Source organism: Pantoea sp. GABEPS69 (genome assembly GCF_045780835.1).
Lineage (GTDB): Bacteria > Pseudomonadota > Gammaproteobacteria > Enterobacterales > Enterobacteriaceae > Pantoea > Pantoea septica.
The window spans coordinates 3,543,376-3,569,050 of sequence record NZ_CP118618.1 but is presented as its reverse complement, the minus strand read 5'-3'; the positions used below and the strand labels follow the sequence as shown (position 1 = coordinate 3,569,050).

The following is a 25,675-nucleotide window of genomic DNA, read 5'->3' as shown; positions in this document are numbered from 1 at the left end:
ATGACAGATGTAACCGTAAAATCGCTGGCCGCAGAGATTCAGACCCCGGTCGATCGCCTGGTTCAGCAATTTGCTGACGCAGGGATCCGCAAGTCGGAGAACGACGCGGTCACGCAGCAAGAGAAAGAAACTTTATTGTCTCACCTCAATCGCGAGCATGGTCAGACCGGCTCAAGCAAGTTAACATTGCAGCGTAAGACGCGCAGTACCTTGAATATCCCAGGCACCGGGGGTAAAAGTAAATCGGTGCAAATCGAAGTCCGCAAAAAGCGCACCTACGTAAAAGGTGATGCGGAAGCTGAACAGGCAGAAGCAGAAGCCCAGGCTCAGCGTGAAGCGGAAGAAAAGGCGCAACGCGAGGCTGAAGAAAAAGCCCGTCGCGAAGCTGAAGAAAAAGCGCAACGTGAAGCCGAAGAGAAAGCCAAGCGCGAAGCCGCTGAAAAGGCGAAGCGTGAAGCAGCGGAAAAAGAAAAAGTGACGAATCATCAAACCGACGATATGACCAAGGCTGCGCAGTCCGACAAAGCCCGTCGCGAAGCCGAAGCGGCTGAACTGAAGCGTAAAGCGGAAGAAGAAGCGCGCCGTAAGCTCGAAGAAGACGCTCGCCGCGTCGCTGAAGAAGCGCGCCGCCTGGCTGAAGAAAAATCGGCTGAATGGGAAAAACCTGAGGAAGAAGACAAAGGCGACTATCACGTCACCACTTCGACTCATGCCCGTCAGGCAGAAGACGAAAACGACCGCCAGGTAGAAGCGGGCCGCGCACGCGCGCGCACCACTGCTAAAGCGGCGCGTCCGGCGAAGAAAGGCAACAAGCATTCTGAAGCTAAAACCGATCGCGAAGAAGCGCGCGCGCAGATTCGTGGCGGCAAAGGCGGCAAACACCGCAAGCCAAGCGCACTGCAGCAGGGCTTCAATAAACCTGCTCAGGTTGTTAACCGCGACGTCATCATTGGCGAAACCATTACCGTAGCCGAACTGGCTAACAAAATGGCGGTGAAAGGTTCGCAGGTCATCAAAGCGATGATGAAGATGGGCGCCATGGCGACCATCAACCAGGTTATCGATCAGGAAACGGCTCAGCTGGTTGCGGAAGAGATGGGTCACAAAGTGATCCTGCGCCGCGAGAACGAGCTGGAAGAAGCGGTAATGAGCGATCGCGATACCGATGCCGCGCAGGAATCCCGCGCGCCGGTCGTGACCATCATGGGCCACGTCGACCACGGTAAAACCTCGCTGCTGGACTACATCCGTTCGACCAAAGTCGCCTCTGGCGAAGCGGGCGGCATTACCCAGCACATCGGTGCTTACCATGTCGAAACCGACAACGGCATGATCACCTTCCTCGACACCCCGGGCCACGCCGCGTTTACCGCGATGCGTGCGCGTGGTGCGCAGGCGACGGATATCGTTATCCTCGTGGTGGCGGCTGACGACGGCGTGATGCCGCAGACCATCGAAGCGATCCAGCACGCGAAAGCGGCGGGCGTGCCGGTGGTGGTTGCCGTCAACAAAATCGATAAGCCGGAAGCCGATCCGGATCGCGTCAAGAACGAACTGACTCAGTACGGCATCATCCCGGAAGAGTGGGGCGGCGAAAACATGTTCGTCAACGTCTCTGCGAAAGCCGGTACCGGCATCGACGATCTGCTGAATGCGATTCTGCTGCAGGCGGAAGTGCTGGAGCTGACCGCTATTCGCGAAGGCATGGCGAGCGGCGTGGTGATCGAATCCTTCCTGGATAAAGGTCGTGGTCCGGTCGCTACCGTACTGGTGCGCGAAGGTACCCTGAATAAAGGCGACATCGTGCTGTGCGGCTTCGAATACGGCCGTGTGCGTGCGATGCGCGACGAACTGGGCCGCGAAGTCATGGAAGCGGGTCCGTCCATTCCGGTGGAAATCCTCGGTCTCTCCGGCGTGCCGGCAGCGGGCGACGAAGCGACCGTAGTGCGCGACGAGAAGAAAGCGCGTGAAGTTGCGCTCTATCGTCAGGGCAAGTTCCGCGAAGTCAAACTGGCGCGTCAGCAGAAGGCGAAGCTGGAGAACATGTTCGCCAACATGACCGAAGGCGAAGTCTCCGAGCTGAACATCGTGCTGAAGTCCGACGTCCAGGGTTCTGTGGAAGCGATCTCCGACTCGCTGCTGAAACTCTCCACCGACGAAGTGAAGGTGAAGATTATCGGTTCGGGCGTAGGTGGTATCACCGAAACCGACGCCACGCTGGCTGCGGCGTCCAACGCCATCATCCTTGGCTTCAACGTGCGTGCCGATGCCTCTGCGCGTCGCGTCATCGATGCTGAAAACGTCGACCTGCGTTACTACTCCGTCATCTATAATCTGATCGACGAAGTGAAAGCGGCGATGAGCGGCATGCTGGCGCCGGAGTTCAAACAGCAGATTATCGGTCTGGCTGAAGTTCGTGACGTGTTCAAGTCACCGAAATTCGGCGCGATCGCCGGCTGTATGGTCACCGAAGGCAACATCAAGCGTCACAACCCGATCCGCGTTCTGCGCGACAACGTGGTTATCTACGAAGGCGAGCTGGAATCTCTGCGTCGCTTCAAAGATGACGTCAACGAAGTGCGTAACGGCATGGAGTGTGGTATCGGCGTGAAGAACTACAACGACGTTCGCGTTGGCGATATGATCGAAGTGTTCGAAGTGATCGAAGTTAAGCGCACCATCGAATAAGCATTACGCGATGTGTTGCAATTTGGGAGGCCGCTGGCCTCCCGAATTATTTTGGAGAGATGATTATGGCGAAAGAATTTGGCCGCCCGCAGCGCGTGTCGCAGGAGCTGCAAAAAGAGATCGCAATCATTCTGCAGCGCGAGATTAAAGATCCGCGTCTCGGCATGATGGTGACGGTATCCGGCGTGGAAGTGTCGCGCGATCTCGCGTATGCCAAAGTGTTTGTCACCTTCCTTAACGACAAAGACGAGGAAGCGGTGAAAAATGGCCTGAAGGCGCTGAAAGAGGCTTCTGGCTATATCCGTATTCTGCTCGGCAAAGCGATGCGTCTGCGTATCGTGCCGGAACTGACCTTCTTCTACGACAATTCGCTGATTGAAGGTATGCGCATGTCGAACCTGGTGTCGAACGTCATCAAGAACGACGTCGAGCGTCGCGGTGAAAACCCGGCGGAAGATGACAAGGAGGACTGATGAGTCGTCCTCGTCGTCGCGGTCGCGACGTCCACGGCGTGTTCCTGCTCGACAAGCAGCAGGGCGCGTCGTCCAACGATGTGCTGCAAAAAGTTAAACGTCTGTTTAACGCCAACAAAGCGGGCCACACCGGCGCGCTCGATCCGCTGGCGACCGGCATGCTGCCGATTTGTCTCGGCGAAGCGACTAAGTTCTCTCAGTATCTGCTCGACTCGGATAAGCGTTATCGCGTTATCGCGCGCCTCGGCGAGCGCACCGATACTTCCGACGCCGACGGCAATATCGTCGAAACGCGTCCGGTCTCTTTTAGTCAGCAGCAACTCGACGTGGCGCTGGAGAGCTTTCGCGGCGAGACGATGCAGGTGCCGACCATGTTCTCGGCGCTGAAGTATCAGGGCCGAAAGCTGTATGAGTACGCGCGCGAAGGCGTGACCGTGCCGCGTGAAGCGCGTCCGATTACCGTCTTCGAGCTGCAGTTTATTCGCTGGGAAGGCGATGAGCTGGAGCTGGAAATCCATGTCTCCAAAGGCACCTATATCCGCACCATTATTGACGATCTGGGCGAGAAGCTCGGCTGCGGCGCGCATGTCATTATGCTGCGTCGTTTGCAGGTGGCGCGCTATCCGATCGAAAAGATGATGACGCTGGAGCAGCTGCAGGCCGTCGCGGCGACGGTAAACGCGGCGGAGACGCCCGATTACGCGCCGCTCGATGCGCTTCTGCTGCCGATGGATAGCCCGGCGGACGCGTTTCCCCTCGTTAATCTGCCTTCCGCCGTCGCCGCCTTCTTCAAACAGGGCATGCCGGTTCAGGCAGCGAATGCGCCGCAGCAGGGACTGGTGCGCGTTACCGAAGGCGATACGCATAAATTTATCGGCATGGCCGAAATCGCCGCTGACGGGCGCGTAGCGCCGCGTCGTCTGGTGGTGGAGTATCCCGCGTAACGTTACGCAACGCTGTATTTGCGTTGCTCTCGGGCGAAGAGTAGAATAGCGCGGCTTTAAAGCGGGTAGCTGAATTAGAGATCGGCGCCCATACATTCATTTATTACTGGAGTTTATTATGTCTCTAAGCGTAGAAGCTAAAGCAGAGATCGTTGCTAAATACGGTCGTGGCGCTAACGACAGCGGCTCAACCGAAGTTCAGGTTGCACTGCTGACTGCCCAGATTAGCCACCTGCAGGGTCACTTCTCTGAGCACAAGAAAGACCACCACAGCCGTCGCGGTCTGCTGCGCATGGTATCTCAGCGTCGTAAGCTGCTGGACTACCTGAAGCGTAAAGACGTTGCACGCTACACCAGCCTGATCGAAAGCCTGGGCCTGCGTCGCTAAGTCTGAAGAATCTGATCAAGGATGTAGCGCAGAGAGTTTGCGAAAAAACGCGTCTTGCGATCAGATTCGTGCGAGTTTCACGAAAAGGGGGCCTTTACGGCCCCTTTTTTCGAGCAATGCGCAGCAATCCGGACCAAACTCATGTATTGTTGCAGTGAGTGATCTTCGTTTGCAGAGGTTCGCGCGGCTAATGAGAGGCTTTACCGCAGATTCGGTTAAGGGTTGTCATTAGTCGCGAGGATGCAACTGAAGATCGGTAATCCATGGCACGCCAGAAAGGCGCTGCCCCGAAGTTAAGGAATTCATTTTGCTGAACCCGATCGTACGTCAATTCCAATATGGTCAGCATACCGTCACGCTGGAAACCGGCATGATGGCGCGCCAGGCCACCGCAGCCGTTATGGCCAGCATGGACGACACCGCTGTATTCGTTACCGTTGTTGGTCAGAAAAAAGCCAAACCCGGCCAGGACTTCTTCCCGCTGACCGTGAACTACCAGGAGCGTACCTACGCCGCTGGCCGTATCCCGGGCAGCTTCTTCCGTCGCGAAGGCCGTCCTAGCGAAGGCGAAACCCTGATTGCGCGTCTGATTGACCGCCCGATTCGTCCGCTGTTCCCGGAAGGCTTCGTCAACGAAGTTCAGGTTATCGCCACCGTGGTGTCCGTTAACCCGCAGGTTAACCCGGATATCGTTGCGATGATCGGCGCCTCTGCCGCGCTGGCGCTGTCAGGCCTGCCGTTCAACGGTCCGATCGGCGCCGCGCGCGTCGGCTACATCAACGACCAGTATGTGCTGAACCCGACCGCTGACGAAATCAAACAGTCTCGTCTGGATCTGGTAGTTGCCGGTACGCAGAATGCGGTACTGATGGTTGAGTCCGAAGCGGACATCCTGACCGAAGATCAGATGCTGGGTGCAGTGGTGTTCGGCCACGAGCAGCAGCAGGTCGTTATCGAAAACATCAATTCTCTGGTCGCAGAAGCGGGTAAACCGCGCTGGGACTGGCAGCCTGAGCCGGCTAACGACGCGCTGATCGCACGCGTTGCCGCTCTGGCTGAAGCGCGCATCAGCGACGCTTACCGCATCACCGACAAGCAAGAGCGCTACACCCAGGTTGGCGTCATCAAAGACGAAACCATCGCCGCGCTGCTGGCTGAAGACGAAACGCTGGATGACGCTGAAATCGGCGACATCGTTCATAGCCTGGAAAAGAACGTGGTGCGTACCCGTATCCTGAACGGCGAACCGCGTATCGACGGCCGTGAAAAAGATATGATCCGTGGTCTGGACGTTCGTACCGGCGTACTGCCGCGCACGCACGGCTCGGCGCTGTTCACCCGTGGCGAAACGCAGGCGCTGGTCGCCGCGACGCTGGGTACCGCGCGCGACGCGCAGAACCTGGACGAGCTGATGGGCGAACGTACCGACAGCTTCCTGTTCCACTACAACTTCCCTCCTTACTCGGTAGGCGAAACCGGTATGGTCGGCTCGCCGAAGCGTCGTGAGATTGGTCACGGTCGCCTGGCGAAGCGCGGCGTGCTGGCCGTGATGCCGAAGCAGGAAGAGTTCCCGTACACCGTGCGCGTTGTTTCTGAAATCACCGAATCCAACGGCTCGTCCTCTATGGCTTCCGTATGCGGCGCTTCACTGGCGCTGATGGATGCCGGCGTGCCGATCAAAGCGGCCGTTGCAGGCATCGCGATGGGTCTGGTGAAAGAAGATGAGAAGTTCGTGGTACTGTCTGACATCCTCGGCGACGAAGATCACCTCGGCGACATGGACTTCAAAGTAGCCGGTAGCCGCGAAGGCATCACCGCGCTGCAGATGGACATCAAAATCGAAGGCATCACCCGCGAAATCATGCAGGTTGCCCTGAATCAGGCCAAAGGTGCGCGTCTGCATATCCTGGGCGTGATGGAGCTGGCGATCAGCACGCCGCGTAAAGAGATCTCCGAGTTCGCGCCGCGCATTTACACCATCAAGATCAATTCCGACAAGATCAAAGATGTGATTGGTAAAGGCGGTTCCGTAATCCGCGCGCTGACCGAAGAGACCGGCACCACCATCGAAATCGAAGACGACGGCACCGTGAAAATCGCGGCGACCGACGGTCTGAAGGCGAAAGAGGCGATTCGTCGCATCGAAGAGATTACTGCCGAGATCGAAGTGGGCCGTGTGTACAGCGGTAAAGTGACCCGTATCGTCGACTTCGGCGCCTTCGTCGCTATCGGCGGCGGCAAGGAAGGTCTGGTGCACATTTCTCAGATCGCGGACAAGCGCGTAGAGAAAGTGACCGACTACCTGCAGATGGGCCAGGAAGTGCCGGTTAAGGTACTGGAAGTGGACCGTCAGGGCCGCGTCCGTCTGAGCATCAAAGAAGCGACAGAGTCTAAGCCTCAGGGCGAAGAAGCTGCCGTGACCAGCGCGCCAGACGCAGAGTAATTCCCTGTTTGCCTCTCCTTATCCCACCGCGGATGGGAGAGGCGTTTGTGTCATCGCGAGGGCGGGAATCCTTGTGCACAGCAGCCGGATGACAGGAGCGTTATCCTAATGTTTGTATTCGGGAGTGGGAAATGAAGCCTTTTTTGCGCTGGTGTTTTGTTGCGACAGCTATCACGCTGGCAGGATGCAGCAACTCCAATTGGCGTAAGAACGAAGTTCTTGCAGTACCTCTACAGCCCACACTGCAGCAGGAAGTGATTCTGGCGCGCATGGAACAAATTCTTGCCAGTCGCGCCCTTACCGATGATGAACGCGCACAGCTATTATATGAGCGCGGAGTGTTGTATGATAGTCTCGGTCTGAGAGCACTAGCGCGGAACGATTTCTCGCAAGCGCTGTCTATAAGACCAGATATGCCGGAAGTGTTTAACTATCTCGGCATATATTTAACGCAGGCAGGCAATTTTGATGCTGCCTATGAAGCGTTTGATTCTGTACTTGAGCTTGATCCAACTTACAATTATGCGCATTTAAACCGTGGTATCGCTCTCTATTACGGCGGTCGATACAAGTTAGCGCAAGATGATCTGCTGGCGTTTTATCAAGACGATCCCAACGATCCTTTCCGCAGCCTGTGGCTCTATCTCGATGAACGCGAGATGGACGCTGATAAGGCGAAAGTTGCGCTGCAGCAGCGTTACGACAAAGCGGCCCGTGATCAATGGGGATGGAACATTGTCGAATTCTACCTTGGCGACATCAGTGAAAGCACGCTGATGGAACGTCTCAAGGCAGACGCAACGGATAACACCTCGCTCGCTGAACATCTCAGTGAAACCAACTTCTATTTAGGTAAGCACTACCTAAGTCTGGGGGAGAAGGACAACGCGAAAGCGCTGTTCAAACTGGCGGTGGCCAACAACGTCAATAACTTTGTTGAACACCGATACGCATTGTTGGAACTGGCGCAACTCGGCCAGACACAAGACGATTTATCAGAATCTGACCAGCAATAGCTGACGAACTTTTATTGCCTGAAGTACCCGTTATGTCATCATCTTCCGGGATGAGGGCCTTTCTGTTCGTCAAAACTTCTAATTTGAGCCGGTTCACACTTTTTGATGAAAATGACTGAAAATTTTCACGACGAGTTATGTAGACTGGCCGCCGCAATCTAAGAGGCACGTGTACTACATGACTGATATCCAAACCACTTTTGCTGACCTGGGCCTGAACGCCGACATCCTCGAATCACTGAACGGCATGGGCTACGTTAAGCCTTCTCCGATCCAGGCTGAGTGTATTCCTCACCTGCTGGCGGGCCGTGACGTACTGGGCATGGCGCAGACCGGCAGTGGTAAAACCGCGGCGTTCTCGCTGCCGCTGTTAAACAACATTGATCCTTCTCTTCGCGCACCGCAGATCCTGGTGCTGGCGCCTACCCGCGAACTGGCGGTTCAGGTTGCTGAAGCGATGACCGAATTCTCTAAACATATGCGTGGCGTCAACGTCGTGGCCCTTTACGGCGGCCAGCGTTATGACGTGCAGCTGCGCGCGCTGCGTCAGGGCCCGCAAATCGTGGTGGGCACCCCGGGTCGTCTGCTCGACCACCTGAAACGCGGTACGCTGGATCTCTCTAATCTGCGTGGCCTGGTGCTGGACGAAGCTGATGAAATGCTGCGTATGGGCTTCATCGAAGACGTTGAAACCATCATGGCGCAGATCCCGGAAGGTCATCAGACCGCGCTGTTCTCAGCGACCATGCCGGAAGCGATCCGTCGCATCACCAAGCGTTTCATGAAAGATCCGCAGGAAGTGCGCATTCAGTCCAGCGTCACTACGCGCCCGGACATCAGCCAGTCTTACTGGACGGCGTACGGTCGTAAAACCGACGCGCTGGTGCGTTTCCTTGAAGCGGAAGATTTCGATGCCGCTATCATCTTCGTGCGTACCAAAAACGCTACGCTGGAAGTGGCTGAAGCGCTGGAGCGCAGCGGCTACAACAGCGCCGCGCTGAACGGCGACATGAACCAGGCGCTGCGTGAGCAGACTCTGGAGCGTCTGAAAGATGGCCGTCTCGATATCCTGATCGCCACCGACGTTGCGGCGCGTGGTCTGGACGTTGAGCGCATTAGCCTGGTCGTTAACTACGACATTCCGCTGGACGCTGAGTCTTACGTTCACCGTATCGGTCGTACCGGCCGCGCCGGCCGTGCTGGTCGCGCGCTGCTGTTCGTCGAGAACCGCGAGCGTCGTCTGCTGCGCAACATCGAGCGCACCATGAAGCTGACCATTCCGGAAGTCGAACTGCCGAACGCTGAACTGCTGAGCACTCGTCGTCTGGAGAAATTCGCCGGACGCGTACAGCAGCAGCTGGAAAGCAGCGATCTGGACCAGTATCGCGCACTGCTGGAGAAACTCTCTCCGCAGGACGAGCTGGATATGGAAACGCTGGCCGCCGCGCTGCTGAAAATGGCGCAGGGCGAACGTCCGCTGATCGTCCAGCCGGACGCGCCGCGTCCGCAGCGTCGCGAGTTCCGCGATCGTGACGACCGTCGTGATGACCGTCGCAGCCCGCGTGAAGCGCGTGACAACCGCGAAGGCGGCGATCGTCCGCGTCGCGAACGTCGCGACGTCGGCGAAATGGAGCTGTACCGCATTGAAGTGGGCCGTGACGACGGCGTTGAAGTGCGTCACATCGTCGGCGCTATCGCCAACGAAGGCGACATCAGCAGCCGCTACATCGGCAACATCAAGCTGTTTGGCACCCACTCGACTATCGAGCTGCCGAAAGGCATGCCGGGCGATATCCTGCAGCACTTCACCCGCACGCGTATTCTCAATAAACCGATGAATATGCAGCTGCTGGGCGATGCGCAGCCGCAGAGCGAAGCGCGCGGCGAACGTCGCGGCGGCGGCCGTGATTTCGGCGGCGAGCGTCGTGGCGGCGGCAACCGTGAAGGCGGTCGCGAAGGCGGACGTCGTTTCTCTTCCGAGCGTCGCGAAGGCGGTCGTGAAGGCGGACGCAGCAGCTTCAGCCGTGAAGGCAGCCGCGGTCCGCGTCGCGAAGAGGGCGCTGCAGCAGCGCCGCGTCGTCGCGAGTTCTGATAATCAGCCTGGCTGATTGATAAAAAGGGAAGCCCTCGGGCTTCCCTTTTTTTATCTTCAATTTTCGCGTTACGCGCCGCCGGCGATCAGGACGCGCTCGCCACTGATATAGGCGGCCTCCTCCGAGGCGAGAAACAGCGCCACCTGCGCCACATCTTCCGGCAGTCCGAAACGCCCCAGCGGCGTCGCCGCCAGCAGCTGCGCCTTGAGCTGCGGATTGAGTTTCTTCGCGGACAGCAGCCCTTCCGTCATAATAATGCCCGGCGCCAGCGCGTTAACGCGAATATTGCGCGGGCCCAGCTCGCGCGCCAGCCCCTGCGTCAGCGTATCGATTGCGCCTTTGGTCGTCGCCCAGAGCACCGAACCCGGCGTGCTCTGCTGGCTGTTCAGCGCGCTGAGATTGATAATGCAGCCGCCGTGCGCCGGAAAACGTCGCGCCGCCTGCTGACAAACCAGCAGCGTGCCGAGCAGATTCACGTTGAGCTGCTGCTGCATCTCCAGCAGGCTCAGGGCGCCAAACTCGCCGTGATGAAACTGCCCGGCGTTATTGACCACAATATCGGGCGCGCCAAAGTGCGCCTGCGCGGTGTCGAACAGCCGCTCGACGTCCGCTTCGCGGGAAATATCCGCCTGTACCGCCAGCCCTTCGCTGCCCAGCGTACGAATATCGCTCACCACATCCGCTGCGCCCACTTCATCCTGGCGGTAGTTGACAACTACGCGCGCGCCGGCCGCGGCGAACGCCGTAGCAATCGCCGCGCCAATGCCCTTCGAGGCGCCCGTCACCAGCGCAATTTTTCCGTCAAGTGCTTTCATCTTGTCTCTCCACCTGAGTATCGCGTCTGCAAAATATGCGCTTTCAGGTCAATTGGGCGGTAGCGCAATCCTGCAAGTCTCTTGCACAATCCTGCAAATCTGGCGGCGAGGCGGCTGCCTTCGTCGCGCGTTCGGGTAACATGTTCAATACACTTTACTCGCGGAGAAAAGGAAGAGGATATGGCGGAACCGGCACAGCTGGCGCATCTGGCGCAGCTTATCGCGCGGCATGCAGCCGACGATGGCCGTCACGACAGCGCGATTGATTTTCTCTTTTTCGGTCGCAGCTCCCGGCCGTCCGAACCCACCTATCATGCTCAATGGGCCAGCTTCGCGCTGGTGGCGCAGGGCGGAAAAGCGCTGCGTATGGGAGAGGAGATTATTCACTACGGCCCCGGCGATCTGCTGCTGGTGACGATGGATATGCCGGTGCGCTCCTGCGTAACGGTCGCCACGCCCGAGAAGCCGAATCTCGGCATCGGCATCGCAATAAACGAAGAGAGACTGATGCGCTATCTCGATACGTTTCCGCTCACTTCGCCGCTGGTGGAAGCGCGCACCGAGCGCGGCATCGCCGCGCACAAAGTGTCGCCGCTGCTGGTGGATGCGGTTATCCGCCTGATTCGCCTGCTGGATCAGCCGCAGGATATCGCCGCGCTGGCGCCGCTTATCGAGCAGGAGATCTTCTATCGTCTGCTGACCGGTCCGGAGGGCGGGCGCATCCTCAATATGGCGCTGGCGGAGCGGCCGGGCAACAAGGTGGCGCGCGCGGCGCGCTGGCTGCGGGAGAATTTTCATCAGCCGTTGAAAATCGGCCGGCTCGCCAGCAGCGTCGGTATGAGCGCCTCTTCGCTGCACCATCATTTCAAAGCGGTCACCGCGATGACGCCGATGCAGTATCAGAAGCAGCTGCGTCTCAACGAGGCGCGACGGCTGATGATGGTAGAGAAGCTGGATGCCGGAACGGCGGGCTATCGCGTGGGGTACCAGAGCGCGTCGCAGTTCAGCCGGGAATACAGCCGTTTTTACGGCCGGTCTCCCGCGCGCGACGTGCGCCAGCTGGCGGTGGGGCCGGAAGCGTAGCGCCCACCGCAGAAGAGCTTACAGCGAGCGGGCCGCTTCCATCGCGATGGCGAAGGAGCGCAGACGCGCTTCGGTATCGAAGATTTGGCCGTTGACCATGATCTCATCCGCCTGGGTTTCACGCATCAGTCCGGCCAGGCCGTGACGCACTTTATCGGCATCGCCGACCAGCGACATGCTCAGCGCCTGCTGCACGCCATACTGCTCCGACGGCGACCACAGATTATCCATGTTTTCCACCGGCGCAGGCAGCGGGCCCGGCTTGCCGCGGCGCAGGTTGATAAACTGCTGCTGCTGCGAAGTGAACAAGAAGCGCGCGTCGCGCTCGCTGTCGGCGGCGACGACGTTGATGCAGACCATGGCGTACGGCTTGTCCAGACGCGCCGAAGGCTGGAATTTTTCACGATAGAGATGCAGCGCCTGGAACAGCTGATCGGGCGCGAAGTGCGACGCAAAGGCGAACGGCAGGCCGAGCTGCGCCGAGAGCTGTGCGCTGTAGAGGCTGGAGCCAAGCAGCCAGACGGGAATCTTCATGCCGAGGCCAGGCACGGGCTGAACCGGCGGCTGCGCATCTTCGTCGGCGTCGAACCAGTTAATCAGCTCCTGAACATCATCCGGGAAGGTATCCGCATGGATGCTGGAGAGGTGGCGGCGCAGCGCCATCATGGTGCGCTGGTCGGAGCCCGGCGCGCGGCCCAGGCCTAAATCGATGCGACCGGGATAGAGCGACGCCAGGGTGCCGAACTGTTCGGCGATCACCAGCGGCGCATGGTTCGGCAGCATAATGCCGCCCGATCCCAGATGCAGGGTTGTGGTGTTGGCCGCCAGATAGCCGATCAGCACCGAGGTCGCCGCGCTGGCGATGCCGGTCATATTATGGTGCTCAGCCAGCCAGTAACGTTCATAGCCCAACGCTTCCGCCTGACGCGCCAGCGCCAGCGAGGTATGAAAGGCATCGCGCGCGGTGGAACCCTGCGGAATTGGCGCCAGATCCAGCACGGAAAGACGAAGGGGTTTTTTCTCAGACATGGGCACTCCAGTTGGGTATGGCGCAGGTGATGATTGACCTGCACCAACCAGTATTACGTAATAATGCCCATATTAAAACTGCTAACAAAGGCAGGCGGCTAGCCTGTATGTGCCTTTCAGGAGGATAACAGCGTCATGCCGGCCACTTTACGCCAGTAGCCGTTGCAGTCGTTGCCGTTGGCCATCATCAGCGGCGACTGCCCCTCTTCATTGGCGCGGAAGCGGGCGATCTCATCCAGCGTCGCGGTGCTTTGCGGCGACAGACGCAGAATATCGACCCAGCCACGCATGCCGACCAGATCGTTGCCGAGGTTGTAGCAGTAGCCGCTCATCGTCTGAATGCCGTTTAGCACGAACACCTGCTGGCCTTCCTGCGAGTGGACGCGGCGTCCGTTAGGATAGTTAATGCAGCAGGTCTGACAGTCGTCTTTGGCGCGATGTTCGGCGCGGGCGGTAAAGCAGCGCGCCGACAGCGCCAGCGGCAGATAGCCGTAGCCCAGCACTTCGACCTCGAACCGGCCGCGGATGTTACGCTCTTCGCTCTGCTGCAGCAGCTGCAGCAGCCAGTCGCGCGACATCTCCACCGGCATGCACCAGCGCGTCATGCCCTCTTTTACCAGCAGATGCAGGGTTTCGACGTTATAGACGTTAAGCGTGGGCCCGGCGACAAAGGGCAGCTTGCGCTCGGCCGCCATATTCACCGTGCCGATGTCGTTGGCCTCGATGAGAAATTCGCCGTTATCGACGTAGCGCTTCAGCTCTTTCAGCTCCGAAGGCGACTGCAGCAGCGCCAGCGTGCTCAGCACTACCTGCTTGCCGCTGGCCGCCAGCTCGCGCGCCAGCTCCATCCAGCGCTGATACGAGGTGGCGCGTCGTTTGCTGCACACCGCTTCGCCAAGGTAGACGATATCCGCACTGCTGTTCGCCGCCTGCTGGTAAAAGCTCGCCAGCTGCTCTGTCGGCCAGTACCACAGCACCGGACCGATTGCGTATTGCATTCTCTTCTCCTTATTGCCATTCACGGTGGTAAGCGCCAAGCGTGGTCTGCGAGCCTTCGGAGAGCTCATCGAGCGCCGCCGTCCAGGCCTCGGTAACCGCAAAGTTCTCCGGCTCGCGGGTGCAGCGATCGATCGCCTGTCGCCAGACGCGCGCCACCTGCGCCACATAGGCCGGGCTGCGCTGACGTCCCTCAATCTTCACCGAGGCGACGCCCGCGCGCAGCAGATCCGGCAGCAGCGTCAGGGTATTGAGGCTGGTGGGCTCCTCCAGTACGTGATAGCGCTGGCCGTCGACCTGATAGCGGCCTTTGCACAGCGTGGGATAGCCGGCGCTCTCATCCGGCGCGTAGCGATCGATCAGCACGTCGTTAAGGCGCGACTCCATGCCGTTGGGCGTTTGCTGCCAGCGCACGAACTTCGCCGGCGAACAGGCGCCCGCGCTGTTGGGCGACTCGCCGGTCAGCCAGGAGGAGAGATAGCAGCGGCCTTCCGCCATAATGCAGAGGCTGCCGAAGGCGAACACCTCGAGCGGCACCGGCGTCTCGCGCGCCAGCTGCTTCACCTGATGCAGCGACAGCACGCGCGGCAGCACCACGCGGCTCAGCGCGAAGTGACGATGGTAGAAGCGCACCGCTTCCAGATTGGTGGCGGAGGCCTGTACCGACAGATGGCGTTCAACCTCGGGATAGCGCTGCGCGGCGTACTCCAGCGTGGCGATATCGGCAAGGATCAGCGCGTCCGCGCCGTTCTGCGCCGCCACGTCGATGGCGCGTTGCCAGCGGCCCATGCCGTCAGGATGAGCGAAGGTATTAATAGCGACATGTAATTTACGGCGATGCTGATGCAGATAGCGCGCCGCTTCCGCCAGCTTCTTGTCGGTAAAGTTCAGCCCGGCGAAGTGGCGCGCGTTGGTGTCATCTTTCAGTCCGACATACACCGCATCGGCGCCATTCTCCACCGCTGAACGCACGGCAGGCAGATTACCGGCCGGACACAGCAGTTCCATAGTGATCCCTCGTCGACAGGATAAGGCGACGAGTCTAGGCAAGCGGCCGGGCGGAAATGTTGATTTGGGGCAGTGAATCGCCAGTTGACGAGACGGATAGCGGAAATTTCGCGCAGCGTGGCGGTGAAATTATTGATCTCGGCTGCAGCGTGCGGCGGCGGATGTGGCAATATACCTGAAATTTTCTAAAGGGAGAGACGCCCGTGTTTCAACAGTTACGTGCTGAGTTAGTGAAAAAAGGCCCGAAATTCCTTGCTTTACCTGTTTCGCTGACCCCGTTCCCGTTAAAAAAAGCCTTTCTGCAACAACTCCTAAACTGGCAATTTCGTCATGCTTTGGCGGAAGGTGAGTTAGACTTTCTGCAGGCGCGTCATCTGGGTATCGAGATTGCGGATGTGGGTTTACGCTGGATTACCACCATTGAAGAGGGCCAGCTCAGGGTCGTACAGAATGCCGAAGCGGACGTCTGGTTTCGCGGCAATGCTAACGATCTGCTGCTGGTCGCCGCCCGTAAAGCGGATCCGGATATGCTGTTTTTCCAGCGTCGTCTGCTGATCGAAGGCGACACGGAGCTGGGACTGGAGGTAAAAAACCTGATGGATGCTCTGGAACTCGAGGCCATGCCCACGGCGTTGCGCACGGGACTGCAGCAGCTGGCTGCGTTTGTCGAAGCGGGAATGAAACAGGACGCGAAGGCCGCACAGGCGCGCGCGGAGAGTGTATGTTAATTCGCACAGAAATAGGCGTGGATGCGGCAAGCATCGACAGTTTGTTAAGACGCAGCTTCAAGACCGAAGCGGAAGCCGAACTGGTTCAGCAGCTGCGGGAAGACGGGCTGCTGACGCTGGGCGTGGTGGCGACGGACGACGAAGGCCAGGTGCTGGGCTACGCTGCCTTCAGCCCGGTAACCTTACAGGGCGAAGATCGCAACTGGGTCGGCCTGGCGCCGCTGGCGGTAGACGAAAGCGTGCGCGGCCAGAAAATCGGCGAGCAGCTGATCTACGCCGGGCTGGATACGCTGAATGAGTTCGGCTACGGCGCGGTGGTGGTGGTGGGCGATCCGGCATACTACCATCGCTTCGGCTTCGAGCCGGCCGCACGCCACGGGCTGCGCTGCCGCTGGCCAGGCGCCGAAGCGGCGTTTCAGGTCTATCGCCTGGCGGACGACGCCTTTGTCGGCGCGGAAGGCGAGATCGATTTTGCCGAGCCGTTTAGCCGGCTTGCGTAAGCCAGCTGACGAGGCAGTCCGGCTGTTGCGCCACCAGCCGCAACTTCTGCTGGCGGCTGAGCTGCTTGACCTGGTACTCCAGCCGCGACGCCGCGGCGCGGTCGCCGGCGTCGCAGCGATACACCAGCGCCAGCGGGCCTCTGCCGCGCAGCGCGCGCGCGCCGCGTCCGGCTGCATGCTGTTCGACGCGCCGCGTCACGTCGGTGGTAATGCCGGTGTAGAGCGCGCCGGCGGCGGTCTGGACGATATAGAGCTGCCAGCCCTCATTCATAATCTGCATCCCTGAATCTTTACTGCCGGGCAGTGTAGCGCGCCAGCGGCGCGGCGGCTATCCGGCGATCTTTGCACGGAGCAATAGAACGTGTCTGACCATTCTCATCTGGTGCGTTACCTGAAAAAACAGCATGTCCTCTCTCTTTGCTGTCAGGCCGACGGCGATCTCTGGTGCGCCAACTGTTTTTACGTCTTCGACGAGGCGCGTATGGCGTTCTGGCTGATGACCGAACCCGACACGCGCCACGGCGCGCTGTTGCAGGCCAATCCGCAGGTCGCGGGCACGGTGAACGGCCAGCCGAAAACCGTGCTGCTGATTAAAGGCGTGCAGTATCGCGGCCATATCGCGCTGCTCGACGGCGACGCGGAAGCGCAGGCGCGCAAGGCGTATCAAAAACGTTTTCCGGTGGCGCGCAAAGTCTCTGCGCCGCTGTGGGAGATTCAGCTGGATGAGGTCAAGATGACCGATAATGCGCTAGGATTTGGCAAAAAAATTAGCTGGCGGCGGGAAGAAAATGAAATCCCTTTCCCCTGAGGGAAAGGGAAACCGGCATTACGACGCCTGCAGAATACGCAGCGACTCGCGGTTAAAGGCCGGGAGATCGTCCGGCGTGCGGCTGGTGACGAGACGATCGTCATCCACAATCACCTCTTCGTCATAGAAGTCCGCGCCGGCGTTGCGCAGATCGATAGCGATCGCCTTCACGCAGGTCATCTTGCGGCCGCGCACGCCGTTCGCGCTGATCAGCAGCTGCGGGCCGTGGCAGATAGCGAAAATCGGTTTGCCGCTGGCGACGAACTCTTTGGTAAAGGCGACGAAACGATCGTCGCTGCGCAGCGAATCGGGCGAGTGGCCGCCTGGCAGCAGCAGCGCGTCGAATTCGGCCGGGCTGACCTCGTCAATGGCGCGGTCGATTTTCACCTGCGCTTCGCCCTGTTTGCCGGTAACGGTTTTACCCGCCTCTTTCTCAATGGTCACCACCTCAAAGCCCGCCTGTTTATAGGCGTCGGCCGGTGAGGTGAACTCTGAGTCTTCAAATTCGTCGGTAATCAACACCGCAATCTTCTTGCTCATTTTTCCCCTCCTCATGATGGTTTGCGCACGATGCGCTCTCCTGGTGAACAGGTTAAGCCTGGTTGTTTGTGCTGAAAATGCAAGCCGGGCGGCGAAAGCTGACTATATTTCAGAGTAATGGCAACAGCTTAGCGGGAGACGAGATGCATCGTGTATTGGTAACCGGCGCGACAGGCCTGGTGGGCGCGCATCTGCTGCGCTTGCTGGTGGCGGATGCGCGCGTCGACGAAATCATCGCGCCGACGCGTCGCCCGCTGCCGCCGATGAATAAGGTGGTCAATCTGGTAGAGGCGGACCTGACCGACGTGCTGCGCCCGCTCAGCGTCGCTATCGACAGCGTATTTTGCTGTCTCGGCACCACGCGCAAAGAGGCGGGCAGTAAAGCGGCGTTCCTGCACGTCGACTATACGCTGGTGGTGGATACCGGACTGAACGGGCTGCGGCTGGGTGCGAAGCAGATGGTGGCGGTCAGCGCACACGGCGCGAACCGCCATTCGCCCTTTTTCTATAACCGGGTAAAAGGCGAGATGGAGACGGCGCTGCGTCATCAGGGCTGGCCGCGTCTGACGCTGGTGCGGCCTTCGCTGCTGCTGGGCGAGCGCACGCGCAAACGTCCCGGCGAAAGCCTGATGGCGCCGCTGTTCAGCGTGCTGCCCGGCAACTGGCGTTCGGTCTCTGCGCTGGCGGTGGCAAAATGCATGCACGCCTGCGCCTTTCAGCCAGCCGGTGATAGCGTCGAGATTATCGAGTCGGGGCAAATCCCGCGTTAGCCGCGCTCTTTGCTCAGATCCCAGATAATCTGATTGCGGCTGCCGCGCCACAGCAGCGTCGCATCTTTTTCCGGCTCGACGAAGCGCCCGTCAATCAGCACGTCGATATAACTCAGCACCTCGCGCTGGGCGCAGCTTAGCTCGGCGCGCTGATAGCCGGTCCAGAGCCAGATATCTTTGCCGGGACACTCGGCGCGCACGCGTTTCACCAGCCGACGGATATGCGGCACGTTGTGCGGATGCAGCGGATCGCCGCCGCTCAGCGACAGGCCCTGACGCCGGATACGCCTGTCCTGCAGATCGGCGATCAGGCGCTCCTCGTGTTCAAGGGTGAAAGGCGTGCCGGAGTCGAGCCGCCAGGTGCTCTGGTTATAGCAGCCGCGGCACTGATGCTCGCATCCGGCCACGAACAGCGTGCAGCGCGTGCCGGGGCCGTTAACGATATCGACATCATAGTAGCGATGAAAATGCATCATCCCAGCGGTCCGCTCTCCAGATGTTTAACGCGTCGCTGCACCTCTTCCTGCTTGCCGGCGTTGAACGGGCGTGCGTCGGGGCTGCCGAGATAGCCGCAGACGCGGCGCGTTACCGACACGCGCGCCGGATCGTGATTGCCGCAGTTCGGGCAGGTAAAGCCGCGGCTGGTGCAGCTGAACTCGCCGGTAAAGCCGCACTCATAGCATTCGTCGATCGGCGTATTGGTGCCGTAATAGGGCACGCGATCGTAGCTGTAATCCCATACATCCTCGAGCGCCTTGAGATTATGCTGCACGTTGGGGTATTCGCCGTAACAGATGAAGCCGCCGTTCGCCAGCGGCGGATAGGGCGCTTCAAAGTCGATCTTGTCGTAAGGGTTGACCTTCTTCTCGACGTCGAGGTGAAAGCTGTTGGTGTAGTAGCCTTTATCGGTGACGCCCGGCACCACGCCGAACTCCGCGGCATCGAGGCGGCAGAAGCGGTCGCAGAGGTTTTCGCTCGGCGTGCTGTAGAGGCTGAAGCCGTAGCCGGTTTCCGCTTTCCAGGCGTCGGTCGCGGCGCGCAGGCGCGAGACAATCTCGATCCCTTTGGCGCGCAGCGCGGGATCGTCATAGGGATGGCGCGCGCCGCCGCTCAGCGCGTTCAGGGTTTCATGCAGGCCGATATAGCCCAGCGACAGCGAGGCGCGCCCGTTGCGGAAAATCGGCCCCACTTCGTCATCGGCGTTAAGCCGCACGCCGCAGGCGCCCTCCATGTAGAGGATCGGCGCCACGCGCGCTTTGGTTTTTTCCAGGCGGGCGATTCGCGTCATCAGCGCGCGCTTCGCCAGCGCCAGCCGCTTGTCGAGCAGCGTCCAGAAGCGCGCCTCGTCGCCCTGCGCCTCCAGCGCGATGCGCGGCAGATTGAGGCTGATGACCCCCAGATTGTTGCGGCCGTCGTGAATTTCGACGCCGTTTTCCTCATAGACGCCGAGAAAGCTGCGGCAGCCCATCGGTGTTTTAAAAGAGCCGGTGACTTTTACTACCTGGTCGTAGTTAAGAATATCGGGATACATGCGCTTGCTGGCGCACTCCAGCGCCAGCTGTTTGATATCGTAGTTGATATCGCCCGGACGGCGATTGAGCCCTTCGCGAATCGCGAAGACCAGCTTGGGAAAGACGGCGGTCTTATGGTTTTTGCCCAGCCCGGCGATGCGGTTGCGCAGGATCGACTGCTGGATAAGCCGTGCCGCCCAGCTGGTGCCGAGCCCGAAGCCGAAGGTGACGAACGGCGTCTGGCCGTTGGCGGTGTGCAGCGTGTTGACCTCGTACTCCAGCGACTGAAAGGCGTCGTAGCACTCTTTCTCGGTGCGCGCCCGCGCGTAGGCCTCGACGTCGGCAATCTGCCATTCGGCGGCGATAGCGCGATGCTTTTCCATGCTGAGCTGCACAAAGGGCGCCAGCACCTCGTCGATACGGTTAATGGTGGTGCCGCCGTAAATATGGCTGGCGACCTGCGCGATAATTTGCGCGGTGACCGCCGTGGCGGTGGCTATAGATTTCGGCGGTTCGATCTCGGCGTTGCCCATCTTGAAGCCGTTGGTGAGCATGCCTTTCAGATCGATCAGCATACAGTTGAACATGGGGAAGAACGGGGAGTAGTCGAGATCGTGATAGTGGATCTCGCCGCGCTCGTGCGCCTGCACCACGTCGCGCGGCAACAGCTGCTGCTGCGCATAGTGTTTCGCGACGATGCCCGCCAGCAGGTCGCGCTGCGTCGGGATCACCTTGCTGTCTTTATTGGCGTTTTCGTTCAGCAGCGCGGCGTTGGTCTGATCGACCAGGCCGCGAATGGCGTGGTGCAGCTTGCCGCGCTGCTCGCGCGCCACGTCGCGATCGTGACGATATTCAATATAGGCGCGCGCCAGCTGCGGATAAGGGCCGCACATCAGCGTCTCTTCAACCGCGAACTGAATATCGCGGATATCCACTTCGGCGCTATCGGCCAGCTTCTCGCTGACGCGCTGAGCCACCGTTGCGCACCAGGGCGCGTCGTCGACCTGCGCCGCGCGCGCCGCAGCGGCCACCGCCGCCTCGATTCTTGCTGCGTCAAACTCTGAGCGACAGCCGTCGCGCTTCACCACTACCTTTGCCATGCTCTCTCCATCCGCTACATGTTGTGCTGCCGAAGATTCTAGCCACTATATATGGATATCAGGAGAATATAATCGCCGCAGTTTTGACCTGAAACAAAGAAGATTGGGTCGTGGCGCAAAGCCAGGCAGAAGAGAAAATGGAGGGCTAATCAGCGGGGCACGAGATGCGCGCTGCGGGCGCAGCGCGCAGCGGATCCTTAGCGGCGCAGGGCGATCGCTTCGATCTCGATCTTCACATCTTTCGGCAGACGCGCCACTTCCACGCAGGAGCGCGCCGGGAAGCTGGCGTTATGCTCGGCGAAGAAGGCTTCGTAGGTGGCGTTGACGGTGGCGAAGTCGTTAAGGTCTTTGACGAACACCGTGGTTTTCACGATGTCGCCAACCTGCAGGCCAGCCGCTTCAACGATCGCTTTCACATTTTCCAGCGACTGACGCGCCTGGGCGTCGATCGCGTCTGGCACCGTGCCGGTCGCCGGATCTACCGGGATCTGGCCGGAGGTGATGATCATATTGCCCAGATCCACGCCCTGCACATAGGGACCGATCGCCGCTGGCGCTTTTTCCGTACTGATTTCGCGAGACATACTTGCTCCTTAAGAGTGACGCAGCGGCGGCAAGCCGCCGCTGGCGAGAAACATCGCCCCATTATAGGGACGAGCAGGGCGATTACCAGTGACCGAGCACCACGTGGTGCGCAAAGGCTTTCTCGCAATATTTGCAGGTCAGCAGCACCTCGGCATCGCGCTTTTTCACCGCAAAGCTGGAGAAGACCGGCTCGCTGCGGCTGATGCAGTTGCCGTTGGGACAGGTCAGCACGCGCTCAATACGCTCCGGCAGCGTCGGCGCGATTTTCGCAACCACTTCATAGTCGTCGATGCGGTTGACCGTGGCGTGCGGCGCATAGACCGCCAGCTGATTGATCTGATCCTCGGTAAGAAAGGTGTTCTCAATCTTGATCAGATCTTTGCGCCCCAGCTCGCCCGAAGGCAGGTTAAGGCCGATGGTGATGCGCTGGTCGGTTTCGGTGAGGCGAAACAGCGAGAGCAGCTTAAACCCGACCTGCGCCGGAATATGGTCGATGACCGTGCCGCGCTTGATCGCTTCTACCTGCAGTTTGTTGTCGTGAGTCATGGCGATTGCTCCTTACAGATCCTGTTCGCTGTTGAGTACCAGCGCCAGCAGAGCCTGACGCGCGAAGATGCCGTTGCCCGCCTGCTGGAAATACCAGGCGTAGGGCGTTTTATCCACGTCGGTGGCGATCTCGTCAACGCGCGGAAGCGGATGCAGCACTTTCATATTGTCGCGCGCGCCGGCCAGATCCGCCGCGCGCAGAATAAACTGCGCCTTGACGTTAGCGTATTCCGACGGGTCGAGGCGCTCTTTCTGCACGCGGGTCATATAGAGAATATCGGCGTGCGGGATCACCGCTTCGATGCTGTCGTGGCGCGACCAGACAATGCCGCGCTCGTCCAGCGTATCGGTGATATAGGCCGGCATCGCCAGCGCGTCGGGTGCGATAAAGTAGAAGCGGTTGCCGTCGAACTTCGCCAGCGCCTGCGTCAGGGAGTGCACCGTGCGGCCATATTTCAGGTCGCCTACCATGGCGATGCTCAGTTTGTCCAGGCGGCTCTGCGTCTCAAGAATGGTAAAGAGATCCAGCAGTGTCTGGGTCGGATGCTGATTGGCGCCGTCCCCGGCGTTGAGGATCGGCACGCCGCCGGAAAATTCCGTGGCGAGCCGCGCCGCGCCCTCTTGCGGATGACGCATCACGATGGCGTCGACGTAGGTGCCGATAACGGAAATGGTATCCGCCAGAGTTTCGCCCTTTTTGCCGAGCGAGGTGTTGCTGCCGTCGGCGAAGCCCACCACCGACGCGCCCAGCCGGTGCATCGCCGTTTCAAACGACAGGCGCGTGCGCGTCGAGGCTTCAAAAAAGCAGCTGGCGATGACCTTGTGCTTCAGCAGTTCCGGCTGCGGGTTGGCTTTCAGCCGCGCAGCGGTATGCAGCACCAGCTCTAGTTCATCGCGGCTGAGATCGTTAATAGAAATAATATGTTTGCGATATAACGGGTTAGCCATAGTTCGCCTCTCTGAGCTGCCGAATTGCGGACAAAAAAAAGCCCCTGCTTAAGGGGCTTTTTTTACGATCGGGTTGATGACGGAAAAAACAGGGGCGCCGCCTGCGTTCAGGCGTGATGTCGCGTGAATGTTTGCGCTGCGCTGTTGCATGCTTCCTCCGGCAAATTGGGGCGCATTATACCCGTCCGGCGTTTTGCATCAAGGGAAACGTTTGCGGATCGGCTGGCTGAGCGGCTACGCCTGGCTCAGCGTCGCCACCATGACCGCTTTAATGGTGTGCATACGGTTCTCCGCCTGGTCGAATACGATGCTGTGCTCCGATTCGAAAACTTCGTTGCTCACCTCCATGCCGCCGTGCAGACCGTACTGCTCGGCCATCTGACGCCCCAGCGTGGTCTGATCGTCATGAAACGCCGGCAGACAGTGCAGAAACTTCACCTGCGGGTTGCCGGTCAGCTGCAGCATCGCCTGATTGACCTGATAGTCGCGCAGCAGCGCAATGCGCTCTTCCCATACCGCTTTCGCTTCGCCCATCGACACCCAGACGTCGGTATAGATAAAGTCCGCGCCCTTGACGCCTGCGGCGATATCCTCGGTCAGGGTGATGCTGCCGCCGGTTTGCTGCGCCGCCTGGCGGCAGGTTTCGACCAGATCGGCTTCCGGCCAGCAGCCTTTCGGCGCGACCAGACGCAAATCCAGGCCGGTCACCGCTGCCGCTTCCAGCATGCTGTTGCCCATGTTGTTGCGGGCGTCGCCGACGTAGACCAGCGTCATCTCGCTCAGCGCCTTGCCCGGCAGATGCTCCTGCATGGTGAGCAGATCCGCCAGCAGCTGGGTAGGGTGGAACTCGGTTGTGAGGCCGTTCCACACCGGCACGCCGGCGAATTCCGCCAGCGTCTCTACCAGCGCCTGGCCGTAGCCGCGGTACTGGATGCCGTCATACATGCGGCCCAGCACGCGGGCGGTATCTTTCATCGACTCTTTATGGCCGATCTGGCTGCCGCTCGGGCCGAGATAAGTGACATTAGCGCCCTGATCGTATGCGGCAACTTCGAAAGAGCATCGGGTGCGGGTCGAGTCTTTTTCGAAGATGAGCGCGATGTTTTTGCCCTTCAGGCGCTGGGTTTCGCTACCGTTTTTTTTAGCGCGTTTTAATTCAGCGGCGAGGTCGAGCAGGGAGGTGATATCGGCCGGGCTAAAATCGAGCAGCCGAAGGAAGTGGCGTTGAAAAAGGTGACTCATAACGGGCTCCAGTGCGTCCATTCTGATTGAATGAAAATTCAATCTAAACGTATGAATATTCATTTTCAACCCCAGCGTAAAGAAACTTTCCGTTTTGAGTAGTGGCGCGCCGGGCAGTGTGGGAAAATACTTGTTTATTGCCGAACACTGAGGGGAATTCGCCATGGCATATGAAGCATTGCTGGAAGAGCAGCGTGAAGAGACACGCCTGATCATTGATGAGCTGCTGGAAGACGGCAGCGATCCGGATGCGCTCTATACCATTGAACATCATCTCTCCTGCAACAACTTCGACTCGCTGGAAAAAGCGGCCGTCGACGCGTTTAAGCTGGGTTATGAAGTGACCGAGCCAGAAGAGCTGGAGCTGGAGGACGGCACCACGGTGATGTGCGTCGATATCCTCAGCGAGTCGGCGCTGAAGCCTGAGCTGATCGACGCGCAGGTTGAGCAGCTGGTCAATCTGGTGGGCAAATACAACGTCGACTACGACGGCTGGGGCACCTACTTCGAAGATCCCGACGCCGAAGATGAAGATGACGACGAAGATGGCGACATTATCGACGGCGACGAAGATACCGGCGTCCGCCACTGATTTCCCCTGGCGGAGCCGCGCGCTCCGCCTTTCCGTTTCCTGCCTTTTGAACAGACATGAACTACGCACCGCTGCTTGAGCCTATCTATCAGTTTCTACACTGCCGCACGCCGCAAGCCTGGATTGACGAGGCGCGCAAACCGGAAAACCTGACGCTGCTGCTGACCGACCATCTGGTTTGCGAACTGAAAGCGGCGCAGACCGCCACCTGGCTGATCCGTAAGTATGTCGCCGACAAGCCGAGCGGCGAGGCGATCCTCGCCTGGCTGAAGCCCTACGAAGATTTTATTTTCCGCGAGCACCCCGACAGCCAGTTTATTCAGGCGCATAAAAGCCTTTCTAAAAGCATCATTGTGCGCAACGAGCTGCCCTGGGCGGACGATCTGGTGGAGAAGATGGTGCTGCTGATTAAAGAGGAGCTGCACCACTTTTATCAGGTATGGGAGATTATGCAGGCGCGCGGCTTGCCCTATAAAAAGATCACCTCCAGCCGCTATGCCAAAGGGCTGCTGCGGGAGATCACCACGCACGAGCCCGATACGCTGGTGGACAAGCTGATCTGCGGCGCCTATATCGAAGCGCGATCCTGCGAACGCTTCGCCAGCCTGGCGCCCTGGCTGGATGCGGAGCTGGAGAAGTTCTATATCTCGCTGCTGCGTTCGGAAGCGCGCCACTATCAGGACTATTTAGCCCTGGCGGCGCAGATCTCGCCGAAGGATATCGCGCCGCGCGTGCGGGCGATTGGTGAAGCGGAGGCGAAGCTGATTAGCGAGCCGGACGCGGAGCTGCGCTTTCACAGCGGCGTGCCGGCCTTCTGACCGGGAAGGCG

27 protein-coding genes are annotated in these 25,675 nt (G+C 59.6%); 15 read left to right on the top strand and 12 right to left on the bottom strand.

All coding sequences use genetic code 11. The features are described from left to right. The 8 genes from infB to PVE98_RS17375 all read left to right on the top strand — a co-directional run bounded on the left by infB (position 1) and on the right by PVE98_RS17375 (position 10,044). On the top strand, positions 1 to 2,688 hold the full coding sequence (gene infB / locus PVE98_RS17410; protein WP_033749312.1) for a translation initiation factor IF-2: 2,688 nt from the start codon (positions 1 to 3) through the stop codon (positions 2,686 to 2,688). A 65-nt stretch (positions 2,689 to 2,753) separates the two neighbouring features. Next, positions 2,754 to 3,161 (top strand): 30S ribosome-binding factor RbfA, encoded by a 408-nt coding sequence (rbfA, locus tag PVE98_RS17405; protein WP_033749639.1) that lies wholly within the window; start codon positions 2,754 to 2,756, stop codon positions 3,159 to 3,161. After that, positions 3,161 to 4,105 carry a tRNA pseudouridine(55) synthase TruB gene (gene truB, locus PVE98_RS17400; RefSeq protein ID WP_096072493.1) on the top strand — a complete coding sequence of 315 codons (945 nt, stop codon included), beginning with the start codon at positions 3,161 to 3,163 and terminating at the stop codon, positions 4,103 to 4,105. Before rbfA ends, truB begins: the two co-directional genes overlap by 1 nt. A 118-nt stretch (positions 4,106 to 4,223) precedes the next feature. Then, positions 4,224 to 4,493 carry a 30S ribosomal protein S15 gene (gene rpsO, locus PVE98_RS17395; RefSeq protein WP_033749314.1) on the top strand — a complete coding sequence of 90 codons (270 nt, stop codon included), beginning with the start codon at positions 4,224 to 4,226 and terminating at the stop codon, positions 4,491 to 4,493. Between the two features lie 307 nt (positions 4,494 to 4,800). Beyond that, complete coding sequence (pnp, locus tag PVE98_RS17390) at positions 4,801 to 6,936, top strand: polyribonucleotide nucleotidyltransferase (protein WP_096072494.1); 2,136 nt, start codon at positions 4,801 to 4,803, stop codon at positions 6,934 to 6,936. A gap of 131 nt (positions 6,937 to 7,067) precedes the next feature. After that, entirely contained in the window at positions 7,068 to 7,952 is an 885-nt protein-coding gene (gene nlpI, locus PVE98_RS17385) for a lipoprotein NlpI (RefSeq protein WP_033749316.1), read from the top strand. A 105-nt stretch (positions 7,953 to 8,057) separates the two neighbouring features. After that, positions 8,058 to 8,114, top strand: a complete 57-nt coding sequence (yrbN, locus tag PVE98_RS17380) for a protein YrbN (RefSeq protein WP_100229640.1) — start codon at positions 8,058 to 8,060, stop codon at positions 8,112 to 8,114. A gap of 16 nt (positions 8,115 to 8,130) precedes the next feature. Next, a complete protein-coding gene (locus PVE98_RS17375; protein ID WP_048781994.1) occupies positions 8,131 to 10,044 on the top strand; it encodes a DEAD/DEAH family ATP-dependent RNA helicase in 1,914 nt (637 codons plus the stop codon). Between the two features lie 69 nt (positions 10,045 to 10,113). On the opposite strand, the gene PVE98_RS17370 is transcribed toward PVE98_RS17375, so the two are convergent. Further along, positions 10,114 to 10,860: an SDR family NAD(P)-dependent oxidoreductase gene (locus PVE98_RS17370; protein WP_096072495.1), complete on the bottom strand. Its 747-nt coding sequence runs from the start codon at positions 10,858 to 10,860 to the stop codon at positions 10,114 to 10,116. 180 nt (positions 10,861 to 11,040) lie between these two features. Between PVE98_RS17370 and PVE98_RS17365 the strand changes: the two genes are divergently transcribed. Next, a complete protein-coding gene (locus tag PVE98_RS17365) occupies positions 11,041 to 11,943 on the top strand; it encodes an AraC family transcriptional regulator (RefSeq protein WP_096072496.1) in 903 nt (300 codons plus the stop codon). An 18-nt stretch (positions 11,944 to 11,961) separates the two neighbouring features. Here PVE98_RS17365 and PVE98_RS17360 read toward each other — a convergent pair whose 3' ends face one another. The 3 genes from PVE98_RS17360 to PVE98_RS17350 form a co-directional block, all read right to left on the bottom strand. Further along, positions 11,962 to 12,972, bottom strand: coding sequence for a luciferase-like monooxygenase (locus PVE98_RS17360; protein WP_033749321.1), 1,011 nt, complete (start codon positions 12,970 to 12,972; stop codon positions 11,962 to 11,964). Between the two features lie 116 nt (positions 12,973 to 13,088). After that, the gene (locus PVE98_RS17355; protein ID WP_096072497.1) at positions 13,089 to 13,970 is read right to left on the bottom strand and encodes a U32 family peptidase; all 882 of its coding nucleotides are present in this window, start codon (positions 13,968 to 13,970) and stop codon (positions 13,089 to 13,091) included. A 10-nt stretch (positions 13,971 to 13,980) separates the two neighbouring features. Further along, a complete protein-coding gene (locus PVE98_RS17350) occupies positions 13,981 to 14,976 on the bottom strand; it encodes a peptidase U32 family protein (protein WP_096072498.1) in 996 nt (331 codons plus the stop codon). A 203-nt stretch (positions 14,977 to 15,179) separates the two neighbouring features. On the opposite strand from PVE98_RS17350, the gene PVE98_RS17345 reads away from it, so the two are divergent. Then, entirely contained in the window at positions 15,180 to 15,704 is a 525-nt protein-coding gene (locus PVE98_RS17345) for an SCP2 domain-containing protein (RefSeq protein ID WP_096072499.1), read from the top strand. Next, complete coding sequence (locus PVE98_RS17340; protein ID WP_096072500.1) at positions 15,698 to 16,204, top strand: GNAT family N-acetyltransferase; 507 nt, start codon at positions 15,698 to 15,700, stop codon at positions 16,202 to 16,204. The genes PVE98_RS17345 and PVE98_RS17340 overlap by 7 nt, the downstream gene beginning before the upstream one ends. Here PVE98_RS17340 and PVE98_RS17335 read toward each other — a convergent pair. Continuing rightward, positions 16,188 to 16,475 (bottom strand): GIY-YIG nuclease family protein, encoded by a 288-nt coding sequence (locus PVE98_RS17335; protein ID WP_033749640.1) that lies wholly within the window; start codon positions 16,473 to 16,475, stop codon positions 16,188 to 16,190. The two genes, PVE98_RS17340 and PVE98_RS17335, sit on opposite strands and share 17 nt — an antisense overlap. Positions 16,476 to 16,565: 90 nt before the next feature. Here PVE98_RS17335 and PVE98_RS17330 point away from each other — a divergent pair, with 90 nt between their 5' ends. Then, entirely contained in the window at positions 16,566 to 17,012 is a 447-nt protein-coding gene (locus PVE98_RS17330; RefSeq protein ID WP_033749327.1) for a YhbP family protein, read from the top strand. An 18-nt stretch (positions 17,013 to 17,030) separates the two neighbouring features. On the opposite strand, the gene PVE98_RS17325 is transcribed toward PVE98_RS17330, so the two are convergent. Continuing rightward, positions 17,031 to 17,552, bottom strand: coding sequence for a type 1 glutamine amidotransferase domain-containing protein (locus PVE98_RS17325; RefSeq protein ID WP_033749328.1), 522 nt, complete (start codon positions 17,550 to 17,552; stop codon positions 17,031 to 17,033). 143 nt (positions 17,553 to 17,695) lie between these two features. Here PVE98_RS17325 and PVE98_RS17320 point away from each other — a divergent pair, with 143 nt between their 5' ends. Then, on the top strand, positions 17,696 to 18,322 hold the full coding sequence (locus PVE98_RS17320; RefSeq protein WP_096072501.1) for an NAD-dependent epimerase/dehydratase family protein: 627 nt from the start codon (positions 17,696 to 17,698) through the stop codon (positions 18,320 to 18,322). On the opposite strand, the gene nrdG is transcribed toward PVE98_RS17320, so the two are convergent. From nrdG to argF, 6 genes are all read right to left on the bottom strand, one after another. Beyond that, on the bottom strand, positions 18,319 to 18,795 hold the full coding sequence (gene nrdG, locus PVE98_RS17315) for an anaerobic ribonucleoside-triphosphate reductase-activating protein (protein WP_187143672.1): 477 nt from the start codon (positions 18,793 to 18,795) through the stop codon (positions 18,319 to 18,321). The two genes, PVE98_RS17320 and nrdG, sit on opposite strands and share 4 nt — an antisense overlap. Further along, positions 18,795 to 20,933 (bottom strand): anaerobic ribonucleoside-triphosphate reductase, encoded by a 2,139-nt coding sequence (gene nrdD / locus PVE98_RS17310; RefSeq protein WP_096072503.1) that lies wholly within the window; start codon positions 20,931 to 20,933, stop codon positions 18,795 to 18,797. Before nrdD ends, nrdG begins: the two co-directional genes overlap by 1 nt. A 197-nt stretch (positions 20,934 to 21,130) precedes the next feature. Further along, positions 21,131 to 21,517 (bottom strand): 2-iminobutanoate/2-iminopropanoate deaminase, encoded by a 387-nt coding sequence (gene ridA / locus PVE98_RS17305; protein ID WP_048781966.1) that lies wholly within the window; start codon positions 21,515 to 21,517, stop codon positions 21,131 to 21,133. 82 nt (positions 21,518 to 21,599) lie between these two features. Next, the gene (pyrI, locus tag PVE98_RS17300; RefSeq protein WP_033749334.1) at positions 21,600 to 22,064 is read right to left on the bottom strand and encodes an aspartate carbamoyltransferase regulatory subunit; all 465 of its coding nucleotides are present in this window, start codon (positions 22,062 to 22,064) and stop codon (positions 21,600 to 21,602) included. Between the two features lie 12 nt (positions 22,065 to 22,076). Further along, positions 22,077 to 23,012: an aspartate carbamoyltransferase gene (pyrB, locus tag PVE98_RS17295; RefSeq protein ID WP_096072504.1), complete on the bottom strand. Its 936-nt coding sequence runs from the start codon at positions 23,010 to 23,012 to the stop codon at positions 22,077 to 22,079. A 234-nt stretch (positions 23,013 to 23,246) separates the two neighbouring features. Next, positions 23,247 to 24,254: an ornithine carbamoyltransferase gene (argF, locus tag PVE98_RS17290; protein ID WP_033749336.1), complete on the bottom strand. Its 1,008-nt coding sequence runs from the start codon at positions 24,252 to 24,254 to the stop codon at positions 23,247 to 23,249. A 163-nt stretch (positions 24,255 to 24,417) separates the two neighbouring features. On the opposite strand from argF, the gene rraB reads away from it, so the two are divergent. Both rraB and miaE read left to right on the top strand, forming a co-directional pair. After that, the gene (gene rraB, locus PVE98_RS17285) at positions 24,418 to 24,846 is read left to right on the top strand and encodes a ribonuclease E inhibitor RraB (protein ID WP_048781961.1); all 429 of its coding nucleotides are present in this window, start codon (positions 24,418 to 24,420) and stop codon (positions 24,844 to 24,846) included. A 56-nt stretch (positions 24,847 to 24,902) separates the two neighbouring features. Continuing rightward, positions 24,903 to 25,664 (top strand): tRNA isopentenyl-2-thiomethyl-A-37 hydroxylase MiaE, encoded by a 762-nt coding sequence (gene miaE, locus PVE98_RS17280; RefSeq protein ID WP_033749339.1) that lies wholly within the window; start codon positions 24,903 to 24,905, stop codon positions 25,662 to 25,664. Positions 25,665 to 25,675: the final 11 nt, after the last annotated feature.